Consider the following 17,288-nt stretch of genomic DNA (forward strand, 5'->3'; position numbering starts at 1 on the left):
GTGCACCGCGTCAGTTGTGCACGGCGCGAGTTGTGCACCGCTCGCGTTGTGCACCGCGTCTGTTGTGCACAGGGCGGCCCGGCTCGGCAGTTGTGCACAGCAGCCAGCTGGGGGCTTCCGACGGGTGCGTCCGCGGCGAAGAATCGCCGCATGACAACGATCATCACGGCCCACGAGCCGCAGGAGTTCCTGGCCATCGTGCCCGAGCTGGCCGGCTTCCGGCCGGTTCAGAGCATGGTGCTTGTCGCCTTTCGTGGCTCACGCAGCTGCGGCGCGCTCCGCGTCGACCTGCCGCCGGCCGGACCGGTCGATGCCGACACCGTGAACGCCATGGCGTCCTCGCTGATCGGCATGCTCTGCAAGATCCCCGAGGTGGATGCCGTGGTGCCGGTGGCGTACACGGCTGCCCGCTTCGGCGCCGGCAGTATCCCGCCGCACGGCGAGCTCATGAACGCGCTGATCTTCCACGCCGGCCAGTCCGGCTTCCGGGTGCGGGACGCCCTGTGCGTCGCCGCCGACGGCTGGGCGTCCTACTTCGACACGGCGGTGCCGCGCGGCGGGCGCGCGCTCGAGTTGATCGCGGATGCCCGCCCACCGGGTGCCGGCCGCCCGGCCGCCCTCGACGACCAGCATGGCCCCGCGCTGGATGAGTCCTCGGCTGACCTCGCGACCCGGCAGCGGATCGGCCGCCTTCTCGCCCGGTTCCGGGAGATGGCCAGCGACCCCGCGGCACTCGGCGTGCCGTCGGCCGAGCTGGACGTGCTGCTGGGTGTTCCGGCGATCGTGGAGTCGAGCCTCGCCGGGCAGCCTGGCGAGCTGAGTGACCTGCACGCGGCCGCGCTGCTCTTCACGATGCAGTCGCCGCCCAGCAGGGACGTGCTCCTGCTGCAGTTCGCCTTCGGGGCGGGCGCCGGTCTCGCGGCGGAGCGCGAGAACGAGCGCTTCGCCGCCGGCGAACCGGGTGCAGGCGAGCAGAGCGCCCGACTGCTCTGGGGGGAGGGGCCGCGACCGGACCCGGAGCGCGTCGAGGCGGCGATCGCCCTCCTGCTCGAGCTCGTGGCGCGGTCCCCGCGCAGTCGCAAGCCGCCGCCGCTCACCCTGCTCGCCTGGCTGAACTGGGCGCTCGGGCGCAGCAGCCGGGCCGGGGTGCTGCTGGGCATGGCCCTGGGCATCGACCCCGGCTATGGGCTGGCCGGCCTGCTGGATGCCATGCTGCGGGCCGGGCATGTGCCGGAGTGGGCCTTCGCGGTGCCGGTTGAGCGGCCGGCACCGCGCCGGATCAGGCGGTCGGCTGGTCGAACCGCGCCCCGCGCGGATCGGAGGGCAGCACGGTGAAGATGAAGATGATCAGGGAGCCGATCGACGGGATCAGGTTGAGGAACCACATCCAGCCGCTGAAGTTGATGTCGTGCAGCCTGCGCACGGTGAGGGCGAGCCCCGGGATGACGGTCGCGAGTGTCCATGCCCCGATGAGCACGAGTCCGATCACTGCAATCACGCCGGGCGTCGAGGCGCCCGTGGCCGGATCGATGGTGGAGGTGGGCAGGCCGAGCGCGAGGGTGACGCCGAACAGCACCAGCAGCACCAGCCCGTTGGCCAGCGCCCAGTACCAGTACTCGCTGCGGCTGGCGCGGCCAGAGAAAGTGGCGTATTTCTTCCAGAAACGCGAGAAGGCCTCGCCGAAGGATGCGCCGTAGAGGGGCGCCCAGAGTGGGGTGCTTGTAATGGTGGACATAGTCGCTCAGTGTACGGATCGTTCCACCCTGGGCGGCGCGACGCGCCCGGGATTCGCGGCAACGGCCGGGCCGGGCCGCCCAGCGTCCTCCGGGTGGCGCAGCTCCGCTGCCGGTGCGTGCCCGGGCCGGTGCCTGTCCGAGTCAGTGGCCGGTGAGCGGCGCCATCAGCTTCGCGGCGAGCGACGGCCGCTTGGTCAGCCCCTGCTCGACATCGGCGAGGCCCGTGGCGAGAAGCCCCAGGTTGGATCCGACGAAGCGCAGCGGCTCCGGCTCCCAGCGCGGCGAGCGGTGGTTGACCCAGGGCAGCTCCGTCAGCGGGCCCTGCTCGTCCCGGATCAGCGCGCTGAGGGTGCGGCCGGCCAGGTTCGTGGTGCTCAGCCCGTCGCCGACATAGCCGCCGGCGATGCCGACACCGGTCTTCGGGTTGAAGCTCGCCGTCGCATGCCAGTCGCGGCTGACGCCGAGCGGCCCGCCCCACCGGTGGGTGATGGCGGCATCCGCCGCAGCGGGGAAGAGGTCGGCGAGGGTGCGCTGCAGGTGGCCGAAGACACGCGGGTCGCGGTCGTACTCCTCGCGGATGGCGCTGCCCCAGTGGTAGCGGGCGCCGCGCCCGCCGAAGGCGAGCCGGTTGTCGGCCGTGCGCTGGCCGTAGATCACGAGGTGGCGGTAGTCGGTGAACGTCTGGCCGTGCTCGATGCCGATCTCGCGCCAGACGTCATCGCTGAGCGGCTCCGTCGCGATCATCAGCGAGTACAGCGGCAGCACGTGCCGGCCGACCCGGGGCAGCGCCGCCCCGTACCCCTCGACGGCGATCACGATGTTCGTCGCCGACACCGCGCCGTCGACGCTGCTGCCGTCGGGCAGCTCGGAGCGGAACCGGACCCGCCGGGCGAACCAGTTGGTCACCTCGGTGTGCTCGAAGAGGGAGACGCCGAGCGACTCGACCACCCGTGCCAGCCCGCGCACCAGCTTCGCCGGCTGGATCCGGGCGCAGGACGGGTCGAAGACGGCGCCGAGCGGGCGCTCGCTGCCGGATCCCCGAGCCCCGAACCGCTCGCCGACCTGCTCGGCGCCCCAGAGCTCCAGCTTGTCGACGCCGTACTCGGCCGCGGCGGCGACGTCGGCCGTGGCCGCAGCCAACTGCGGGGCGTTGCGCGCGAAGGAGACCGTGCCGCCCTGGGCGAAATCGCAGTCGATGCCCTCGGCGGCGCTCGCCCGGGCGACCTCGTCGACGGTGTCGATCATGGCCTGGCGCATGGCGACGGCCGCCTCCCGCCCGTGGCTGCGCTTCAGCGCCTCCGCGGAGGTCGGGAACAGCGACGAGCACCAGCCGCCGTTCCGCCCGGAGGCGCCGAAACCGGCGATGTGCTTTTCCAACACGGCGATCTTCAGGCTCGGGTCGGCCTTCGCCAGGTAGTAGGCCGTCCACAGCCCGGTCAGGCCGCCGCCGACGATGCAGACGTCGAAGGCGGCGTTGCGGCCGAGCGCTGGGCGCGGCCGCAGGTCGTCGGTGCCGGAGGCCAGCAACGCGTCGAGCCAGAGGCTGGGCGGTGCCGCAGCCTCCCGGCTCAGAGCCGTGACCACGCCTCGCTCAACACACCGCGCAGGATGTCGGTGATCTCGGTGAACTCGGCCGGCCCGATGGTCAGCGGCGGCGCCAGCTGCACGACGGGGTCGCCGCGGTCGTCGGCCCGGCAGTACAGGCCGGCGTCGTAGAGGCCCTTGGAGAGGAAGCCGCGCAGCAGTCGCTCGGACTCCTCATCGTTGAAGGTCTCCTTCGTCGCCTTGTCCTTGACCAGCTCGATGCCGAAGAAGTAGCCGTCGCCGCGCACATCGCCGACGATCGGGAGGTCGAGCAGCGTCTCCAGCGAGGCCCGGAACAGGGGGGAGTTCTCGCGCACGCGCTCGTTGAGCTTCTCCTCCTCGAAGATGTCCAGGTTCTCCAGTGCCACCGCGGCCGAGACGGGGTGACCGCCGAAGGTGTAGCCGTGGTAGAAGGTCGTGTCGCCCTTCGAGAACGGCTCGTAGATGCGATCGCTCACGATGGTCGCGCCGATCGGGGAGTAGCCGCTCGTCATGCCCTTGGCGCAGGTGATCATGTCCGGCACGTAGCCGTACTGGTCGCAGGCGAACATGTGGCCGATCCGGCCGAAGGCGCAGATGACCTCGTCGCTGACCAGCAGCACGTCGTACTTGTCGCAGATCTCGCGGACGCGCTGGAAGTAGCCGGGAGGCGGCGGGAAGCAGCCGCCCGAGTTCTGCACCGGCTCCAGGAACACGGCCGCGACGGTCTCCGGGCCCTCGAACTGGATCATCTCCTCGATGCGGTTGGCCGCCCAGACGCCGAACTGCTCCAGGTCATCGCTCGGGGCGCCGACCTCGCCGGCCCGGTAGAAGTTGGTGTTCGGCACCCGGAAGCCGCCGGGCGTGATGGGCTCGAACATCTCCTTCATCGCCGGGATGCCGGTGATGGCGAGGGCGCCCTGCGGGGTGCCGTGGTAGGCGACGGCGCGCGAGATCACCTTGTGCTTGGTGGGGCGGCCCTGCAGCTTCCAGTAGTACTTGGCGAGCTTGAACGCCGTCTCGACGGCCTCGCCGCCGCCGGTGGAGAAGAACACCTTGTTCAGGTCGCCCGGCGCGTAGTCGGCCAGCCGGTCGGCCAGCTCGATCGCAGAGGGGTGGGCGTAGGACCACAGCGGGAAGAAGGCGAGCTCCTCCGCCTGCTTGGCCGCGACCTCGGCCAGGCGCTTGCGGCCGTGGCCGGCGTTCACGACGAACAACCCGGAGAGGCCGTCGAAGTACTTCTTGCCCTTCGAGTCGAAGATGTGGTGGCCCTCACCCCTGGTGATGATCGGCACATCGTTCTGCTCGAAGCTGGACTGGCGGGTGAAGTGCATCCAGAGGTGGTCTTTGGCCTTCTGCTGCAGTTGCTCTTCGCTGAGCTGCGGACGAGTTGAGATTCCCATGATTTACCGTGTTCCCCAGTTGTACAACTGCTTGTGAAGTCGGAGATAGACGAACGTTTCGGTGCTCATCACGCCGTCCAGGTTGCGGATCTGCGTGTTCAGCAGGGTGAGCAGCTCCTCGTCGTCCTCGCAGACGACCTCGACCAGGAGGTCGAAGCTGCCGGCCGTGAGCACGACGTAGTCGACGGAGCTGAGAGCGGAGATCGCATCGGCGAGCACGCGGGTGTCGCCGCTGGCCCGGATGCCGATCATCGCTTGGCGGAAGAAACCGAGTTGCATCGGGTCGGTGACGGCGACGACCTGCATCGCCCCGGCATCCGTGAGCTTCTGCACCCGCTGGCGAACAGCGGCCTCGCTGAGGCCGACGGCCTTGCCGATCTCGGCGTAACTGCGTCGGCCGTCGACCTGCAGCTGCTCGATGATCGCCTTGGAGACAGCATCCAGCTGCACCGGCTTGACCGGAGATATGCGACCCTGCGTGCTCATGGCTTGATTCTGTCAGTGCGAGGCCGCTCTGACAAGGGAATCCGTGGTTGAACGGCACATCTTCGACTGATTCCATCGAATAGCGGGCTCGATCCCGACGCCGGAGCGGCCTAGGATGTTGGCCATGACCCACCGTGAACTGCGCAATTTTGTCAATGGCGACTACACCGAGTCGCGTTCCGAGTCCCGCCTCGACCTCGTCGACCCCGCGACCGAGGAGGTCTACGGCACCAGCCCGATCTCCACCGCAGAGGATGTCGCCGACGCGTATGCCGCGGCATCCGACGCCTTCGAGGTGTGGGGCGAGACCACGCCGGGGGAGCGCCAGCTCGCCCTGTTCCGGATCGCGGACGCCATGGAGGCGCGCGCCGACGAGTTCGCCGACGCGGAGTCACAGGACACCGGCAAGCCGCGCGGCACGCTCGTCGAGGACGAGATCCTGCTCTCCGTCGACCAGATCCGCTTCTTCGCCGGCGCCGCGCGCAATCTGGAGGGCCGCTCGGCCGGCGAGTACATGAAGGACCACACCTCCTTCATCCGCCGCGAGCCGGTCGGCGTGATCGGGCAGGTGACCCCGTGGAACTACCCGCTGAACATGGCCGTGTGGAAGTTCGCCCCCGCGCTCGCCGCGGGCAACACCACGGTGCTGAAGCCCTCGGACACCACCCCGCTCTCCACCCTGCTGCTGGCGGAGGTCGCGGCCGAGTTCCTGCCGCCGGGCGTGCTCAACGTCGTCACCGGCGACCGCTCGACCGGTGCCGCCATGATCGAGAACCGGACGCCGCAGATGGTGTCCATCACCGGCTCGGTTCGGGCAGGCATGGAGGTGGCCAAGGCCGCGGCCAGCGACCTCAAGCGGGTGCACCTGGAGCTCGGCGGCAAGGCCCCCGTCGTCGTCTTCGACGACGCCGACATCGAGGCCGCCGTGCGGGGAATCACCGCCGCCGGCTACTTCAACGCCGGGCAGGACTGCACAGCGGCGACCAGGGTGCTGGTCCAGGCCGGGATCCACGACGAGTTCGTGCAGGCGCTGCGCGACTACGCCCGCGCGAACGCCATCGCCGGCGCTCCGAGCGAGCAGGGCATCCTGTTCGGGCCGGTCAACAACGCGGGCCAGCTGGCCCAGGTCAGCGGTTTCATCGACCGCCTGCCCGACCACGCCACACTCGAGCTCGGCGGCGCGCGCCAGGGCGACCGGGGCTACTTCTGGCCGGCCACCATCGTCTCCGGCCTCAAGCAGAACGACGACGCCGTGCAGAACGAGATCTTCGGCCCGGTCATCACGGTGCAGAAGTTCAGCGATGAGGCGGAGGCCCTACGCTGGTCGAACGATGTCAACTACGCCCTCGCCTCCTCGGTCTGGACCACGGACCACAGCCGCGCCATGCGGATGGCGAAGCACCTCGACTTCGGCTGCGTCTGGATCAACACGCACATCCCGATCGTCGCCGAGATGCCGCACGGCGGGTTCAAGCACTCCGGCTACGGCAAGGACCTCTCCATGTACGGCTTCGAGGACTACACGCGGATCAAGCACGTGATGAGCTACATCGGATGAGTTCCCCGCGGTGGCGCGCAGTCCCAGACGTGCCGGGTGTCGACCCGAGCACGCTCTGGAACTACGTCATCGCCCAGAGCTGGGTGGCGGCGGTGCCCGGCAGCACGCCTGAGCCGGTGCTCGACGCGCTGCTGGGCCTCCGCGGCGCCGCGGAGGGCACGCTGGAGCGCGTGCTCGCCGTGATCCCGCTGCAGGGCGAGAACGCCGTTGAGGACTTCGCCATCGTCGAGCTGGCGGCGGACATCGACGGCACCGCCGGGGACGGCGCGGAGGGCACCGTCAGCGTCATCGTGCGCGGGAGCGCCGCCGTCGACGTGTTCGGCAGCGGCGGCCCCAGGCGGCTCACGAGCCGCGGCATCCGCCCCTGGCTGCTCGCCGACTTCCGCGAGGTGAAGGCGCTCTCCTTCTCGGTCGAGAATGCCCGCCCGATCACCGCGGCCGAGCTGCCGCCGCGCGGCGCGACGGCGAGCGTCGACGGAGACGGGCAGTGGGCGGAGCAGGGCGGCGCCCAGCAGGGCAGCGCGCTGCACGGCCGCCGGCTCGACCTGGTGCTGGGCGTGCCGGGCGATGCCGAGGAGGGGCCGGCAGGCGGGGAGGCCGCCGCGCCCCGGATGCGCATCGCCGGGGAGATCTTCGTGCTCGACGTCGACAGCTACATCGGCCGACGCCCGCGCGCCACCGCGCTCGGCCAGGACACCGCCCGGCTGATCACCGTGGTCTCGCCCGCGCAGGAGGTCTCCGCGACCCACATCCTGCTCGGCCCGCGCGGGGAGGACGTGGTCGTGACCGACCTGCACTCGACCAACGGCACCCTCGTCGAGCTGCCGGACGGCGCCCAGTTGCACCTGCAGGCCGGGGTCGCCACCGTCGTCGTGCCGGGCAGCCGAATCCTGCTCGGAGACGGCGTGGTGGTCGAGTTGCTGCCGCATTCGGCCGATGGCGCCGCCAGGTGGCGATAAAGTTGGATCCCACCCACCACCTAGCAAAGGCGCACCAGGTGATTCAGAACGGCCAGGAACACATCGGCCACACCGAGACATTCTCGACCCCGAACGGCACCGAGATCACGCTGGCCTGGGCCGCGCTCACCGACACGGGGCGCCGCCGCGAGGCCAACGAGGACAGCTTCCTGGCTGCGACGCCGATCTTCGCCGTTGCCGACGGGATGGGCGGCCACTCGGCGGGGGATGTCGCGAGTGCCGCCGTCGTGAGCCGGCTCGCCGAGCACACCGGCGAGAGCGCCGTCGGGCCCGCCGCGATCGACGAGGCCCTCCGCCTCGCCGTGCAGGACATGCGACACCAGGTCGGGCTGACGGATTCCGGCTCGGGCACGACGGTGACGGGGGCGGCGATCACGACGACCGCCGGGGCGGATGCCGCCTGGCTGGTGTTCAACATCGGCGACTCCCGGGTCTACGCGCTGCGCGCCGGCCAACTGGAGCAGCTGACCCGCGACCACTCCGTGGTGCAGGAGCTCATCGACTCCGGCCACATCACGCCGGAGGAGGCCGAGGTCCACCCGCACAGCAACGTCATCACCCGGGCCGTCGGCTTCCACGAGGCCCCCGTCCCCGACTACCAGCTGCTCGCGGTCGAGCCCGGAGTGCGCCTGCTGATCTGCTCGGACGGGCTCACCAAGGAGCTGACGAATTACGGCATCCGGCACTTTCTGCTGGCCAACCCGCGCCCCGCCGATGCCGCGGCGGAACTGGTCGGAGCGGCCCTCGGCAACGGCGGGCGCGACAACGTGACGGTGGTCGTCGTCGACGTGGTCGCGGTGAAGCCCGCCGGCAGCCAGTACGCTGGGGGGATGGAAGGAGAGCGATCGTGAACTGTCAGATCTGCGGCGCGGAGCTCCCGAGCGACGCCCTCTTCTGCGGCGAATGCGGCAGCTCGACCAGCGCGACCCCCCAGTCGCGCCAGCGCACCGACGCCCGCCCGACCGACACGACCGTGATCCAGCCGATCCGCCCGCGGCAGACCACCGGCATCGTCAGCATCTCGCTGGACGCCCCGACAGCGCCGACCGAGCCCGCCGCCGAGGCCCCTGCCGGCACCGAGCCGGCCGTCAGCGAACCGCGCAGCGCGGTCTCCGGCATCAGCTTTGTGCTGCAGTTCAGCACCGGAGAGACCTTCGACGTCAGCGGCAGCGGCCTGATCGGCCGCCGCCCGCTGCCCGCAGCGAACGAGCGCTTCGACCACCTGGTCCAGATCACGGATGCCGGGCGCTCGGTCTCCAAGACCCACCTCGAGTTCGGCCAGCACGACGGCGAGCTCTGGGTCTGCGACCGCGGCTCCGGCAACGGCACCGTGCTGCGGCGCGCGGACGGCACCGTGACCCTCTGCGAGGCCGGGCGCCGCTACCTGGCCGGCCGGGGCACCCGGGTCGAGATCGGCGAGCAGTTCTTCGTCGTCGCCTGAGCGCTCGAGTCCTGTAGCACTGAGTTCGGCAGCACTGAGTTCTGCAGCACTGAGTCCTGTGTCGACCCGTCCCGGGCGCACCCATCCTGAGCGCCACGCCCTGTTGTGCACAGCCCGTGCCGCGCGCGGAGTTCTGCACCGCCGGCCACTAGCGGGGTGACGGCGGCGGCATCCGGTGGTCGACTGCGATCATGTCGCCGTCCTCCCCGATGCGGCAGGGGCCCTCATCCGGCACCCTCACCGCTCCCGCCCTGCCGCAGCCGCCCGCGCGCACGCCGTTCCCGCTCGTGGCCAGCGTCGCCCCTGTCGTGGCGGCCGGGGGCATCTGGCTGCTCACCCACTCACCGTTCGTGCTGCTCTTCGCCCTGCTCGGGCCGGTGGTGGCCGTGGCGGGCATGCTCGACGGGAGGCGGCAGGGCAGGAGGGCGCTGCGCCGCGCCCGAGCGCGATTCGACAGCGAACTGGCCGAGCTCGACGGGCAACTGGCGGCCCGGCATGACGAGGAGCGGCGCGCGGCACGCCTGTTGACGCCATCGGCACTCGACATCGCGGCGGGCGAGGAGGACGCCGGGCGCTGGCAGGGGCGGGGCCCCGGCCTCGTCAGCCTGGGGAGCGGGCCGATGCCGAGCTCGGTGCGCCTCGACCCGGCCCCGGCCGGCGGCGCTGCCGGCGACCTGGACCAGGCGGGCTGGGCCGCGCTCGGCGCGCTGCGCGAGATCTGCGACCGGGCGGAGACCGTGCAGGACGCGCCGATGACGGAGCCGCTGGCCGGCGGCATCGGCGTCGTCGGCCCTGCCGCCCTCGCCCGGCCGGTGCTCAGGGGCCTGCTGCTGCAATTCCTGCGCTCCGCCCACCCCGGCTCGGTGTCGCTGCAGCTGCCGCCCGGTGCGGAGTGGCAGTGGGCCGCCGCCCTGCCGCACTGCCGTGCGGCCGCGCCGGGCGGTGCGGGCCTGCTTCTCGTGGACCGGGCCGGGGGAGGGGAGGGCGCGGAACCGGCGGCGCCCGAGCCCGGCGGAGAACCGTCCTCCGGCGGATCCCCGCCGCACCTGCTGGCCGTGGCCGACTCGATCGAGGAGCTGCCGACCGGCTGCCAGAGCATCCTCCGGGTGGAATCGGCGCGGTCGGCGCTGCTCCTCCGCACGGGCGGCGCGGCGATCGGCACCCGGCTGGTGCCCGAGCTGCTCGGCCGGCAGCAGGCGGCCGTCGCGGCCGGCCGACTTGCCCGCGCGGCAGAGAGCGCCGGGGTGGCGCCGGTCGAGGCCCGACTGCCGGACCTCGTGCGCCTGCGCGACTTGGAGCGCTTCGGCCGGCGCGGAGCCGGGCTCAGCTGCGTGCTCGGGGTCGCCCAGCGTGGGCCGATCGAGCTCGACCTCGTCGCGAACGGGCCGCACGCCCTGGTCGGCGGCACGACGGGAAGCGGCAAGAGCGAGCTGCTGGTCAGCTGGGTGCTCTCGCTGGCCGCGGCCTACCCGCCCAGCGCGCTCTCGGTGTTGCTGGTCGACTTCAAGGGCGGCTCCGCGTTCGGGGAGCTCGCCCGGCTGCCGCACTGCGTCGGGGTGCTGACCGACCTCGAGGAGGCGGAGGCGGCGCGGGCGCTGGCCAGCCTGCAGGCCGAGCTGCGCCACCGGGAGCGCACCCTGCGCGCCGTCCGGGCCCGCGAGATCGACGACCCGGCGGTGCGCGGGCAGCTGCCGCGCCTAGTGATCGTCGTCGACGAGTTTGCCGCGATGCTCGGCAGCGCACCCGATCTGCACGCGGTCTTCGTCGACATCGCCGCCCGCGGGCGCTCCCTCGGCATGCACCTGATCCTCTGCACGCAGCGGCCGGCCGGAGTGCTGCGGGACGCGCTGCTGGCCAACTGCACGCTGCGCGTCTCGCTCCGGGTCAACAACCGGGACGACAGCAGGGCGACTGTCGGCACCGACTCCGCCGCCCTGCTTCCGCCCGGCAAACCCGGTCGGGCCATCGTCGCCGCGGGCGACGGGCGCCTGATCGAGTTCCAGTCGGCGATCAGCGCGCGGGAGGAGCTGGAGCGGGCCGTCGGCACGGCGCTCGACGCGGCCGAGGTCGGGCCTGCGGACGGCCCGGGGCCTGCCGGTGCGGGCGGAGCGACCGGTGCCGGTGCCGGCGGGCGGCGGCCGTGGCTGCCCCCGCTGCCCGACGCGTTGAGCCTCGCCGAGGTGCCCGCCGCGCTGCTCGGGGCGGAATCATCGGGGCCGGTCGCGGGCACCCCGGCCGGCACGGCATTCACGCTCGGCATCGTGGACGAGCCGGAGCGGCAGCGGCGGCGCCCGGCGCTCTGGGCGCCCGCCGAGCACGGCCCGCTGCTCGTGCTGGGCGTCGCCCGCAGCGGGCGCAGCAGCGTGCTCGGGGCCCTCGCCGAGCAGGCGTCGGCCGTCGGCTGGGTGGTGCAGCGCTGCGGCACGGAGGACCCGGAGGGATATTGGGACGCACTCGTCTCGGCGACCGAGCCGTGGCCGAGCGCCGGCGCCAAGCGCCTGCTGCTCCTGGACGATTGGGATGCCGTGCTGGCCCGGTGGCCCGCCGAGTACCAGGCGGAGGCCGGCGAGATGCTCGGCATCGCGCTGCGCGAGGGCGCGCGCACCGGGCGCAGCATCGCCCTGGCCAGCCGCGGCGTCTCTGGCGCGCTGCAGACCCACCGTGCCCTGTTCGACGCCACGCTGTTGCTGCGGCAGGCAGAGCGGGGCGAGCACCTGCGCGCGGGCGGGAAGGCCGCCACCTGGAGGGAGAGTGCCCCGGCCGGGCGCGGCGAGTGGCGCGGCCTCGAGCTGCAGTGCGCCGGCCCGGGCGAGTCCGGAGGGGCCGCGGAGGCCAGGCCGGACGAGCCGCTCGAACTCGGGCAGGAGGTGCTGCTCGTGGTCTCCTCGGCGCCGGCCCGGGTGCTGCCCGCGCTGCGGGCGCTCGTGGCGGCCGCCGGCCCGACCGGGGCCCGATTCGCGCGCGGCGCCCTCGGCGCTCGGGACGGTGCGGGGGAAGGCCCGGGGGACGACCCGTGGGACGGTTTTGCGGGCAGCGTGGTGGAGCTGAGCGAGGTGGACCTGCTGGCCTCCGGGCCGGGCGACGGGGTGCGCGTGATCGTCGGGGATCCCGACGCGTGGCAGGCACGCTGGGGGCTCTTCGCCGGGCTCCGCCCGCGCGCGCGGCTCCTCTTCCACGAGTGCCGCCTGGCCGACTTCCGCACACTGGCGCGCCTGCGCGAGCTGCCCCCGCTGCTCGCCCGCCGCGACGGCGCGCCGCGGGCGATTCTGATCGACCCGGAGGGCCGGGCGCAGCGGGTGCGGATCGGGTGACGTGCAGCGGCCAGCGGCCAGCGGCCAGCGGCTAGCGGCCGGACGCCGACGCGCGGCGGCTCAGTCCAGGATCGCGGCCAGCTCCCGCACGGGCTGGCCGTGGGCGGCGGCGACGGCGGCGTTGCACAGCTCGCCGTCGTGCGCGTTGAGGCCGCGGGCCAGCGCCGGGTCGGCCTGCATCGCGGCGCGCCAGCCGTGGTTGGCCACCGCGCGCACGTAGGGCAGCGTCGCATTGGTCAGGGCGTACGTCGAGGTGATCGGCACGGCGCCCGGCATGTTCGCGACGCAGTAGAAGATCGAGCCGTGCACCAGGAACGTCGGGTCGGCGTGCGTCGTCGGGCGGCTGTCGGCGAAGCAGCCGCCCTGGTCGATGGCGATGTCCACGAGCACGCTGCCGGGCCGCATCCGGGAGACCAGCTCATTGCTGACCAGCTTGGGAGCTTTGGCGCCGGGGATGAGCACGGACCCGATGACGAGGTCGCTGGCGATCACCGCGCGCTCCACCTCCAGGGTGCTGGAGGCGATCGTGGTGATGCGCCCGCCGTAGAGGGCATCCAGCTCGCGCAGCCGGAAGAGGTTCGTGTCGAGCACCGTCACCCGGGCGCCCATACCGATCGCGAGCTGCAGGGCGCTGGTGCCGGCGACGCCGCCGCCGAGCACCGTCACGGAGGCGGCCGAGGTGCCCGGCACACCGGGCACGAGCAGGCCGGGGCCGCCGGCCGGCTTCAGCATGGCGTTGGCGCCCACGATCGGGGCGAGCCGCCCGGCCACCTCGCTCATCGGGGCGAGCAGCGGCAGCGACCGGTTGGCCAGCTGTACCGTCTCGTAGGCGATGGCCGTGACCCCGTGCTCCAGCAGGGCACGCGTGAGGGCGGCCTCCGCGGCCAGGTGCAGGTAGGTGAAGAGCACGAGCCCCGGCCGGAAGAAGCCGTACTCGCTCCCGGCGGGCTCCTTCACCTTGAGCACGAGCTCGCCCGTCGCCCACGTCTCCGCCGCGTCGGCGAGGATCCTCGCCCCGGCGGCCGCGTAGTCGGCATCCGAGATGCCGGAGCCGACGCCCGCGCTGGCCTGCACGAAAACCTCGTGGCCGTTGCTCACCAGGTCGTGCACGCAGCTGGGCGTGATCGCCACCCGGAACTCGTTGTTCTTGACCTCGCGGGGGACTGAGATTCTCATGCCGCTCCTTGCGCTCGGGGACGTCGTCGTCCTGCACTCGGCAGCCTACTCGCGCAGGTGCCGCCGCCGATATGCCGGGCGAGGGGCGCCCCGGCCCGGCGGCTCGCGCTAGATGCTGACGCGGACCCGCCCGACGATGGCGTCGCCGCCGGAGAGCAGCAGGCCGAGCTCGGAGGTGAGCGACTCGACCGCGGCGCCGTCCACGGCCTCGGCGTCGGCGAGCAGGCGCAGCGCGACGGCGCTGGCCGCGCGCAGGCTGCCATCGAGGACCTTGAGCGTGACCGTTGTGCCGTTCGGCGCGACCATGGTCATGATGCCCTCCGCGCCGAACTTGGCGAAGACGCCCAGCCGGTCGATGGCGACGGTGTCCGGCTGGCCGGGGCCGGCGACGACCCAGCCGTTCTCGCGCACGGCCTCGGCGAGCACGCCGGCCTCACGGAAGATCGCGAACGGGGAGGCGGGAGTCGAGGTGCCGATGCGGTGGATGCCGCGGGCCAGCGCGAGCAGCGAGATCGCGTGCACGGGGGTGCCGCAGCCGTCGATGCCGGTCGCGACGGGGCGCTCGCCGGTGAAGCGCTCGATCACGTCGAGCACTCGCTTCTGCAGGGGGTGCTCCGGGTGCAGATAGCTCTCCAGCGGCCAGTCATTGGCGACGCAGGCCAGCAGCATGGCGGCGTGCTTGCCGGAGCAGGTCATCTGGATGCGCTGCTTGCCGGCGCCAGAGCGCACCGCGGCGTCGCGGGCCTCTGCGTCCTGCGGGTAGGACGGCGGGCAGCCGAGCGCGCTCTCCGGGATCCCCTCCCGAGCGAGCAGGCCGCGCACCAACTCGACGTGGCGGGCGGTGCCGGAGTGGCTGGCGGTGGCGATGGCGGCATCCTCGCCGCGCAGCGTGACGCCGCTGGTCATCGCGGCGATCGCTTGGAACGGCTTCAGCGTCGACCGGGGGAAGACCGGCGCGGACGGGTCGCCGAGGCTCCGCAGCACGCTGCCGTCTGGGGCGAGAACGACGGCCGAGCCGGCGTGCCGGGACTCCACGAAGCCGCTGCGCTCCACGACGGCGAGCTCGACGGCATCCGAGAGGCGGAAGGTCTCGGCCACGATCACCGACATTCCTAGGCCGCCCGCTCGGAGCAGATGCTGGTCACGGGTGCGGGGGCGGCGGAAACGTCAGTCATGATGAAGTCAGCTTATCGCGCGGCCCCGCGCGCAGAAGGAGGAGCCGGCCATGGTGCACGAGCACAACTACGCCGTCCGCGTCGAGTGGCAGGGAAACCGCGGCACGGGCACGAGCGGCTACCGGGAGTACGGCCGCCAACATGAGGTGAGCGCGGCGGGCAAGCACCCGATCGAGGGCTCGGCCGACCGCACCTTCCACGGCGATCGGGAGCGCTGGAACCCGGAGGAGATGCTGCTGGCGGCGCTCAGCCAGTGCCACATGCTCTCCTACCTGCACGTGGCGGTGCGGCACGGCGTCGTCGTGCTCGGCTACGAGGACGATGCCGTCGGCACCATGGAGTCGGATTCCTCCGGGGCGGGCCGCTTCACCTCGGCGACGCTGCGGCCGCGGGTGCTCGTGGCGGATGCCGGGCAGATCGAGCTCGCGGGCTCGCTGCACGCCGAGGCCTCGCAGCTCTGCTTCATCGCCAACTCGGTGAACTTCCCGGTCGGGCACGAGCCCGTCACGTCCGCCGGCTGACGTCCCGCTGCCTGGGCCCGTCGAAACCCCCGGGCGGAGCCGGGGCTCCCGCTACTTCGTGCTGAACTCGGCCGGCAGCGGCGCGAGCGGCCAGCGCGGAACGCCGCAGCCGTGGCCGCCGACGAGGTTCGTGCAGGCGCCGAAGATGGCCGGGAACGGCACGGTCTGCGGGTCGCCGAACCACTTCGAGTAGAGCAGCCAGAAGTTCAGGTTGCCGTGCGTCGAGCAGCCGTCGCCCTCGCCGGCCAGGTCGCTGGTCGCGGCGCGGTTCGGCTGGTACGGCGTGTAGTTGTAGAGGTTCGCGGTGGCCTGGTTGCGGATGTCGACGGCGGAGGAGCCGCAGCCGGCATCCGGGTGGTAGCCCACCTCGACGGTGCCGACCTTGTACTGGCGCTCCGGCTGCTCGGTGTACTGGCGCATCTGCCAGGCCGCGTTGAAGACCTGGTTGAAGAAGCCGAAGTACTCGGTGTCGCAGTCGGCCGTGTCCGGGCAGCCGTAGCCCATCGCCCGCGTGTAGCCGTGCTCGCTCGGCCGGGTGAGCAGCGACTGCTCCTTCTGCAGCAGCACCAGCAGGGCGCGCGGGCTGATTCCGCAGGCCACGGCCACCTTGGCGATGATCCGGCTGGCCGGCTCGGAGCGGGCGCCGGTGTAGGCGGCACAATGCTGGCCGCCCTCGGCCTTCTGCGAGGTGGTGGTCTGGGTGAAGTCGGCCAGGCAGGAGACGCCGTCCTTGGCCACGCAGTCCTGCTGCTCGAGGAAGAGCTGGATCTCGGCCTCGCTCATCGCCCGGCTGTCGTAGAAGTTTGCGTCGCTGATGATGAAGCCGGGGTCGAACTCGCCGTACACGGTCGGCACGAAGTCCCCGTCGGCGGATGCCGAGGCGGGCGCGATTCCGGCGCCGAGTGCGGCGGCGACGGCCGGCCCGGCCGGCTGGGCCTGCACGGCCTGCGCCGTGATGGTTCCCGTCCCGGCCAGCAGGAGCGCCGAGAGGAGGGCGATCAGCAGGGCGCCGGCTCGCGGCATCCGTCGGCGCTGGTCGGGGCGGTGGCTCTGGTGTCGGCGAGAAATCATCAGGCTCGACCCTAGCCGCTGCACCTCGGAAAAGGCTGCCGACAGGCGCGGGGCGCGCTTACAGGCGCTCCTTGGGGAACACCTTGTCGGCGAGCTTGTGCAGCGTGCCCGACGGCGGGGCTTCGTTGTAGGTGCCGGCGAGCTCCTGCCCGGTGAGCGCGTGGATGGCCGCCATGATCTCGTCGGTGGCTTGCCGACGCGCCTTGCCGGACGTCGCGGCGCCGTAGTGGGAGAGGTCGAGCGGCTCGCCGAACTTCACCGTCACCTTGCGCACGCGGGGCACCTTCGAGCCGACCGGCTGGATCTCCTGGGTGCCGATCAAGCCGACAGGAACGACGGTGGCGCCGGTGGTCAGCGCCAGCCAGGCGATGCCGGTGCGGCCGCGGTAGAGGCGGCCATCGATGGAGCGGGTGCCCTCCGGGTAGAGGGCGAAGGCGTTGCCGCCGTCGAGGATGCGCTTGCCCTGGTCGAGTGCGTTCTGAGCGGCCTGGCCTGCGCCGCGCTCGACGCCGACGGCACCGATCGCGGTGAAGAAGGAGCGCGACACCCAGCCCTTGAAGCCGGTGCCGGTGAAGTAGTGCGACTTGGCCAGGAACTGCACGGGGCGCGGCGCCGAGACCGGGATCACGATGCTGTCGATGAAGGAGAGGTGGTTGCTGGCGAGGATCACCGGGCCGGTCTTCGGCACGTTCTCGCGGCCCGTGATGGTCGGGCGGAAGACGGTCTTGGCGATCACGGAGATGAGCGTGCGGCCGAGATAGTAGACCGCCCCCGGCGACTTCGTCGGGGCCTCGACACCCTCGTCGTCGATGGGTTCTGCGGGGGTGTTGGCTGCTTCGGTCACCTGACGACAGTACGCGTATTTAT

Annotated in this window: 15 protein-coding genes; 7 read left to right on the plus strand and 8 right to left on the minus strand. The window is 72.2% G+C overall.

From position 1 onward, the window contains the following. The first annotated feature begins 150 nt into the window (after window positions 1-150). Complete coding sequence (locus tag BLT62_RS06735; RefSeq protein ID WP_083363371.1) at window positions 151-1,335, plus strand: DUF4192 family protein; 1,185 nt, start codon at window positions 151-153, stop codon at window positions 1,333-1,335. Here the strand turns inward: BLT62_RS06735 and BLT62_RS06740 are convergent. The 4 genes from BLT62_RS06740 to BLT62_RS06755 form a co-directional block, all read right to left on the minus strand. Next, window positions 1,280-1,735, minus strand: coding sequence for a DUF805 domain-containing protein (locus tag BLT62_RS06740; RefSeq protein WP_083363372.1), 456 nt, complete (start codon window positions 1,733-1,735; stop codon window positions 1,280-1,282). The two genes, BLT62_RS06735 and BLT62_RS06740, sit on opposite strands and share 56 nt — an antisense overlap. Window positions 1,736-1,877: 142 nt before the next feature. Further along, entirely contained in the window at window positions 1,878-3,320 is a 1,443-nt protein-coding gene (locus tag BLT62_RS06745; protein ID WP_231919377.1) for an NAD(P)/FAD-dependent oxidoreductase, read from the minus strand. Then, window positions 3,305-4,702, minus strand: coding sequence for an aspartate aminotransferase family protein (locus BLT62_RS06750; protein ID WP_083363373.1), 1,398 nt, complete (start codon window positions 4,700-4,702; stop codon window positions 3,305-3,307). Before BLT62_RS06750 ends, BLT62_RS06745 begins: the two co-directional genes overlap by 16 nt. 3 nt (window positions 4,703-4,705) lie before the next feature. Continuing rightward, window positions 4,706-5,188: an Lrp/AsnC family transcriptional regulator gene (locus tag BLT62_RS06755; RefSeq protein ID WP_083363374.1), complete on the minus strand. Its 483-nt coding sequence runs from the start codon at window positions 5,186-5,188 to the stop codon at window positions 4,706-4,708. 124 nt (window positions 5,189-5,312) lie between these two features. Between BLT62_RS06755 and BLT62_RS06760 the strand changes: the two genes are divergently transcribed. The 5 genes from BLT62_RS06760 to BLT62_RS06780 all read left to right on the plus strand — a co-directional run bounded on the left by BLT62_RS06760 (window position 5,313) and on the right by BLT62_RS06780 (window position 12,478). Then, complete coding sequence (locus BLT62_RS06760; RefSeq protein WP_083363375.1) at window positions 5,313-6,746, plus strand: gamma-aminobutyraldehyde dehydrogenase; 1,434 nt, start codon at window positions 5,313-5,315, stop codon at window positions 6,744-6,746. After that, entirely contained in the window at window positions 6,743-7,705 is a 963-nt protein-coding gene (locus BLT62_RS06765) for an FHA domain-containing protein (protein WP_156786266.1), read from the plus strand. The genes BLT62_RS06760 and BLT62_RS06765 overlap by 4 nt, the downstream gene beginning before the upstream one ends. 38 nt (window positions 7,706-7,743) lie before the next feature. After that, a complete protein-coding gene (locus tag BLT62_RS06770; RefSeq protein WP_083363377.1) occupies window positions 7,744-8,577 on the plus strand; it encodes a PP2C family protein-serine/threonine phosphatase in 834 nt (277 codons plus the stop codon). Continuing rightward, the gene (locus tag BLT62_RS06775) at window positions 8,574-9,167 is read left to right on the plus strand and encodes an FHA domain-containing protein (RefSeq protein ID WP_083363378.1); all 594 of its coding nucleotides are present in this window, start codon (window positions 8,574-8,576) and stop codon (window positions 9,165-9,167) included. The genes BLT62_RS06770 and BLT62_RS06775 overlap by 4 nt, the downstream gene beginning before the upstream one ends. 191 nt (window positions 9,168-9,358) lie before the next feature. Further along, window positions 9,359-12,478: an FtsK/SpoIIIE domain-containing protein gene (locus BLT62_RS06780; RefSeq protein ID WP_083363379.1), complete on the plus strand. Its 3,120-nt coding sequence runs from the start codon at window positions 9,359-9,361 to the stop codon at window positions 12,476-12,478. Window positions 12,479-12,538: 60 nt separating this feature from the next. On the opposite strand, the gene ald is transcribed toward BLT62_RS06780, so the two are convergent. Beyond that, complete coding sequence (ald, locus tag BLT62_RS06785; protein WP_083363380.1) at window positions 12,539-13,654, minus strand: alanine dehydrogenase; 1,116 nt, start codon at window positions 13,652-13,654, stop codon at window positions 12,539-12,541. Between the two features lie 108 nt (window positions 13,655-13,762). Next, window positions 13,763-14,764 carry an asparaginase gene (locus BLT62_RS06790; RefSeq protein ID WP_083363381.1) on the minus strand — a complete coding sequence of 334 codons (1,002 nt, stop codon included), beginning with the start codon at window positions 14,762-14,764 and terminating at the stop codon, window positions 13,763-13,765. Window positions 14,765-14,879: 115 nt separating this feature from the next. Between BLT62_RS06790 and BLT62_RS06795 the strand changes: the two genes are divergently transcribed. Then, a complete protein-coding gene (locus BLT62_RS06795; protein WP_083363382.1) occupies window positions 14,880-15,350 on the plus strand; it encodes an OsmC family protein in 471 nt (156 codons plus the stop codon). A 51-nt stretch (window positions 15,351-15,401) separates the two neighbouring features. Here the strand turns inward: BLT62_RS06795 and BLT62_RS06800 are convergent, their stop codons facing one another. Beyond that, window positions 15,402-16,421 carry a hypothetical protein gene (locus BLT62_RS06800; RefSeq protein ID WP_156786267.1) on the minus strand — a complete coding sequence of 340 codons (1,020 nt, stop codon included), beginning with the start codon at window positions 16,419-16,421 and terminating at the stop codon, window positions 15,402-15,404. Window positions 16,422-16,479: 58 nt separating this feature from the next. Further along, on the minus strand, window positions 16,480-17,265 hold the full coding sequence (locus BLT62_RS06805) for a lysophospholipid acyltransferase family protein (RefSeq protein ID WP_407937557.1): 786 nt from the start codon (window positions 17,263-17,265) through the stop codon (window positions 16,480-16,482). Window positions 17,266-17,288 lie beyond the last annotated feature (23 nt).

Source organism: Microterricola viridarii, assembly GCF_900104895.1.
Taxonomy (GTDB): Bacteria; Actinomycetota; Actinomycetes; order Actinomycetales; family Microbacteriaceae; genus Microterricola; species Microterricola viridarii.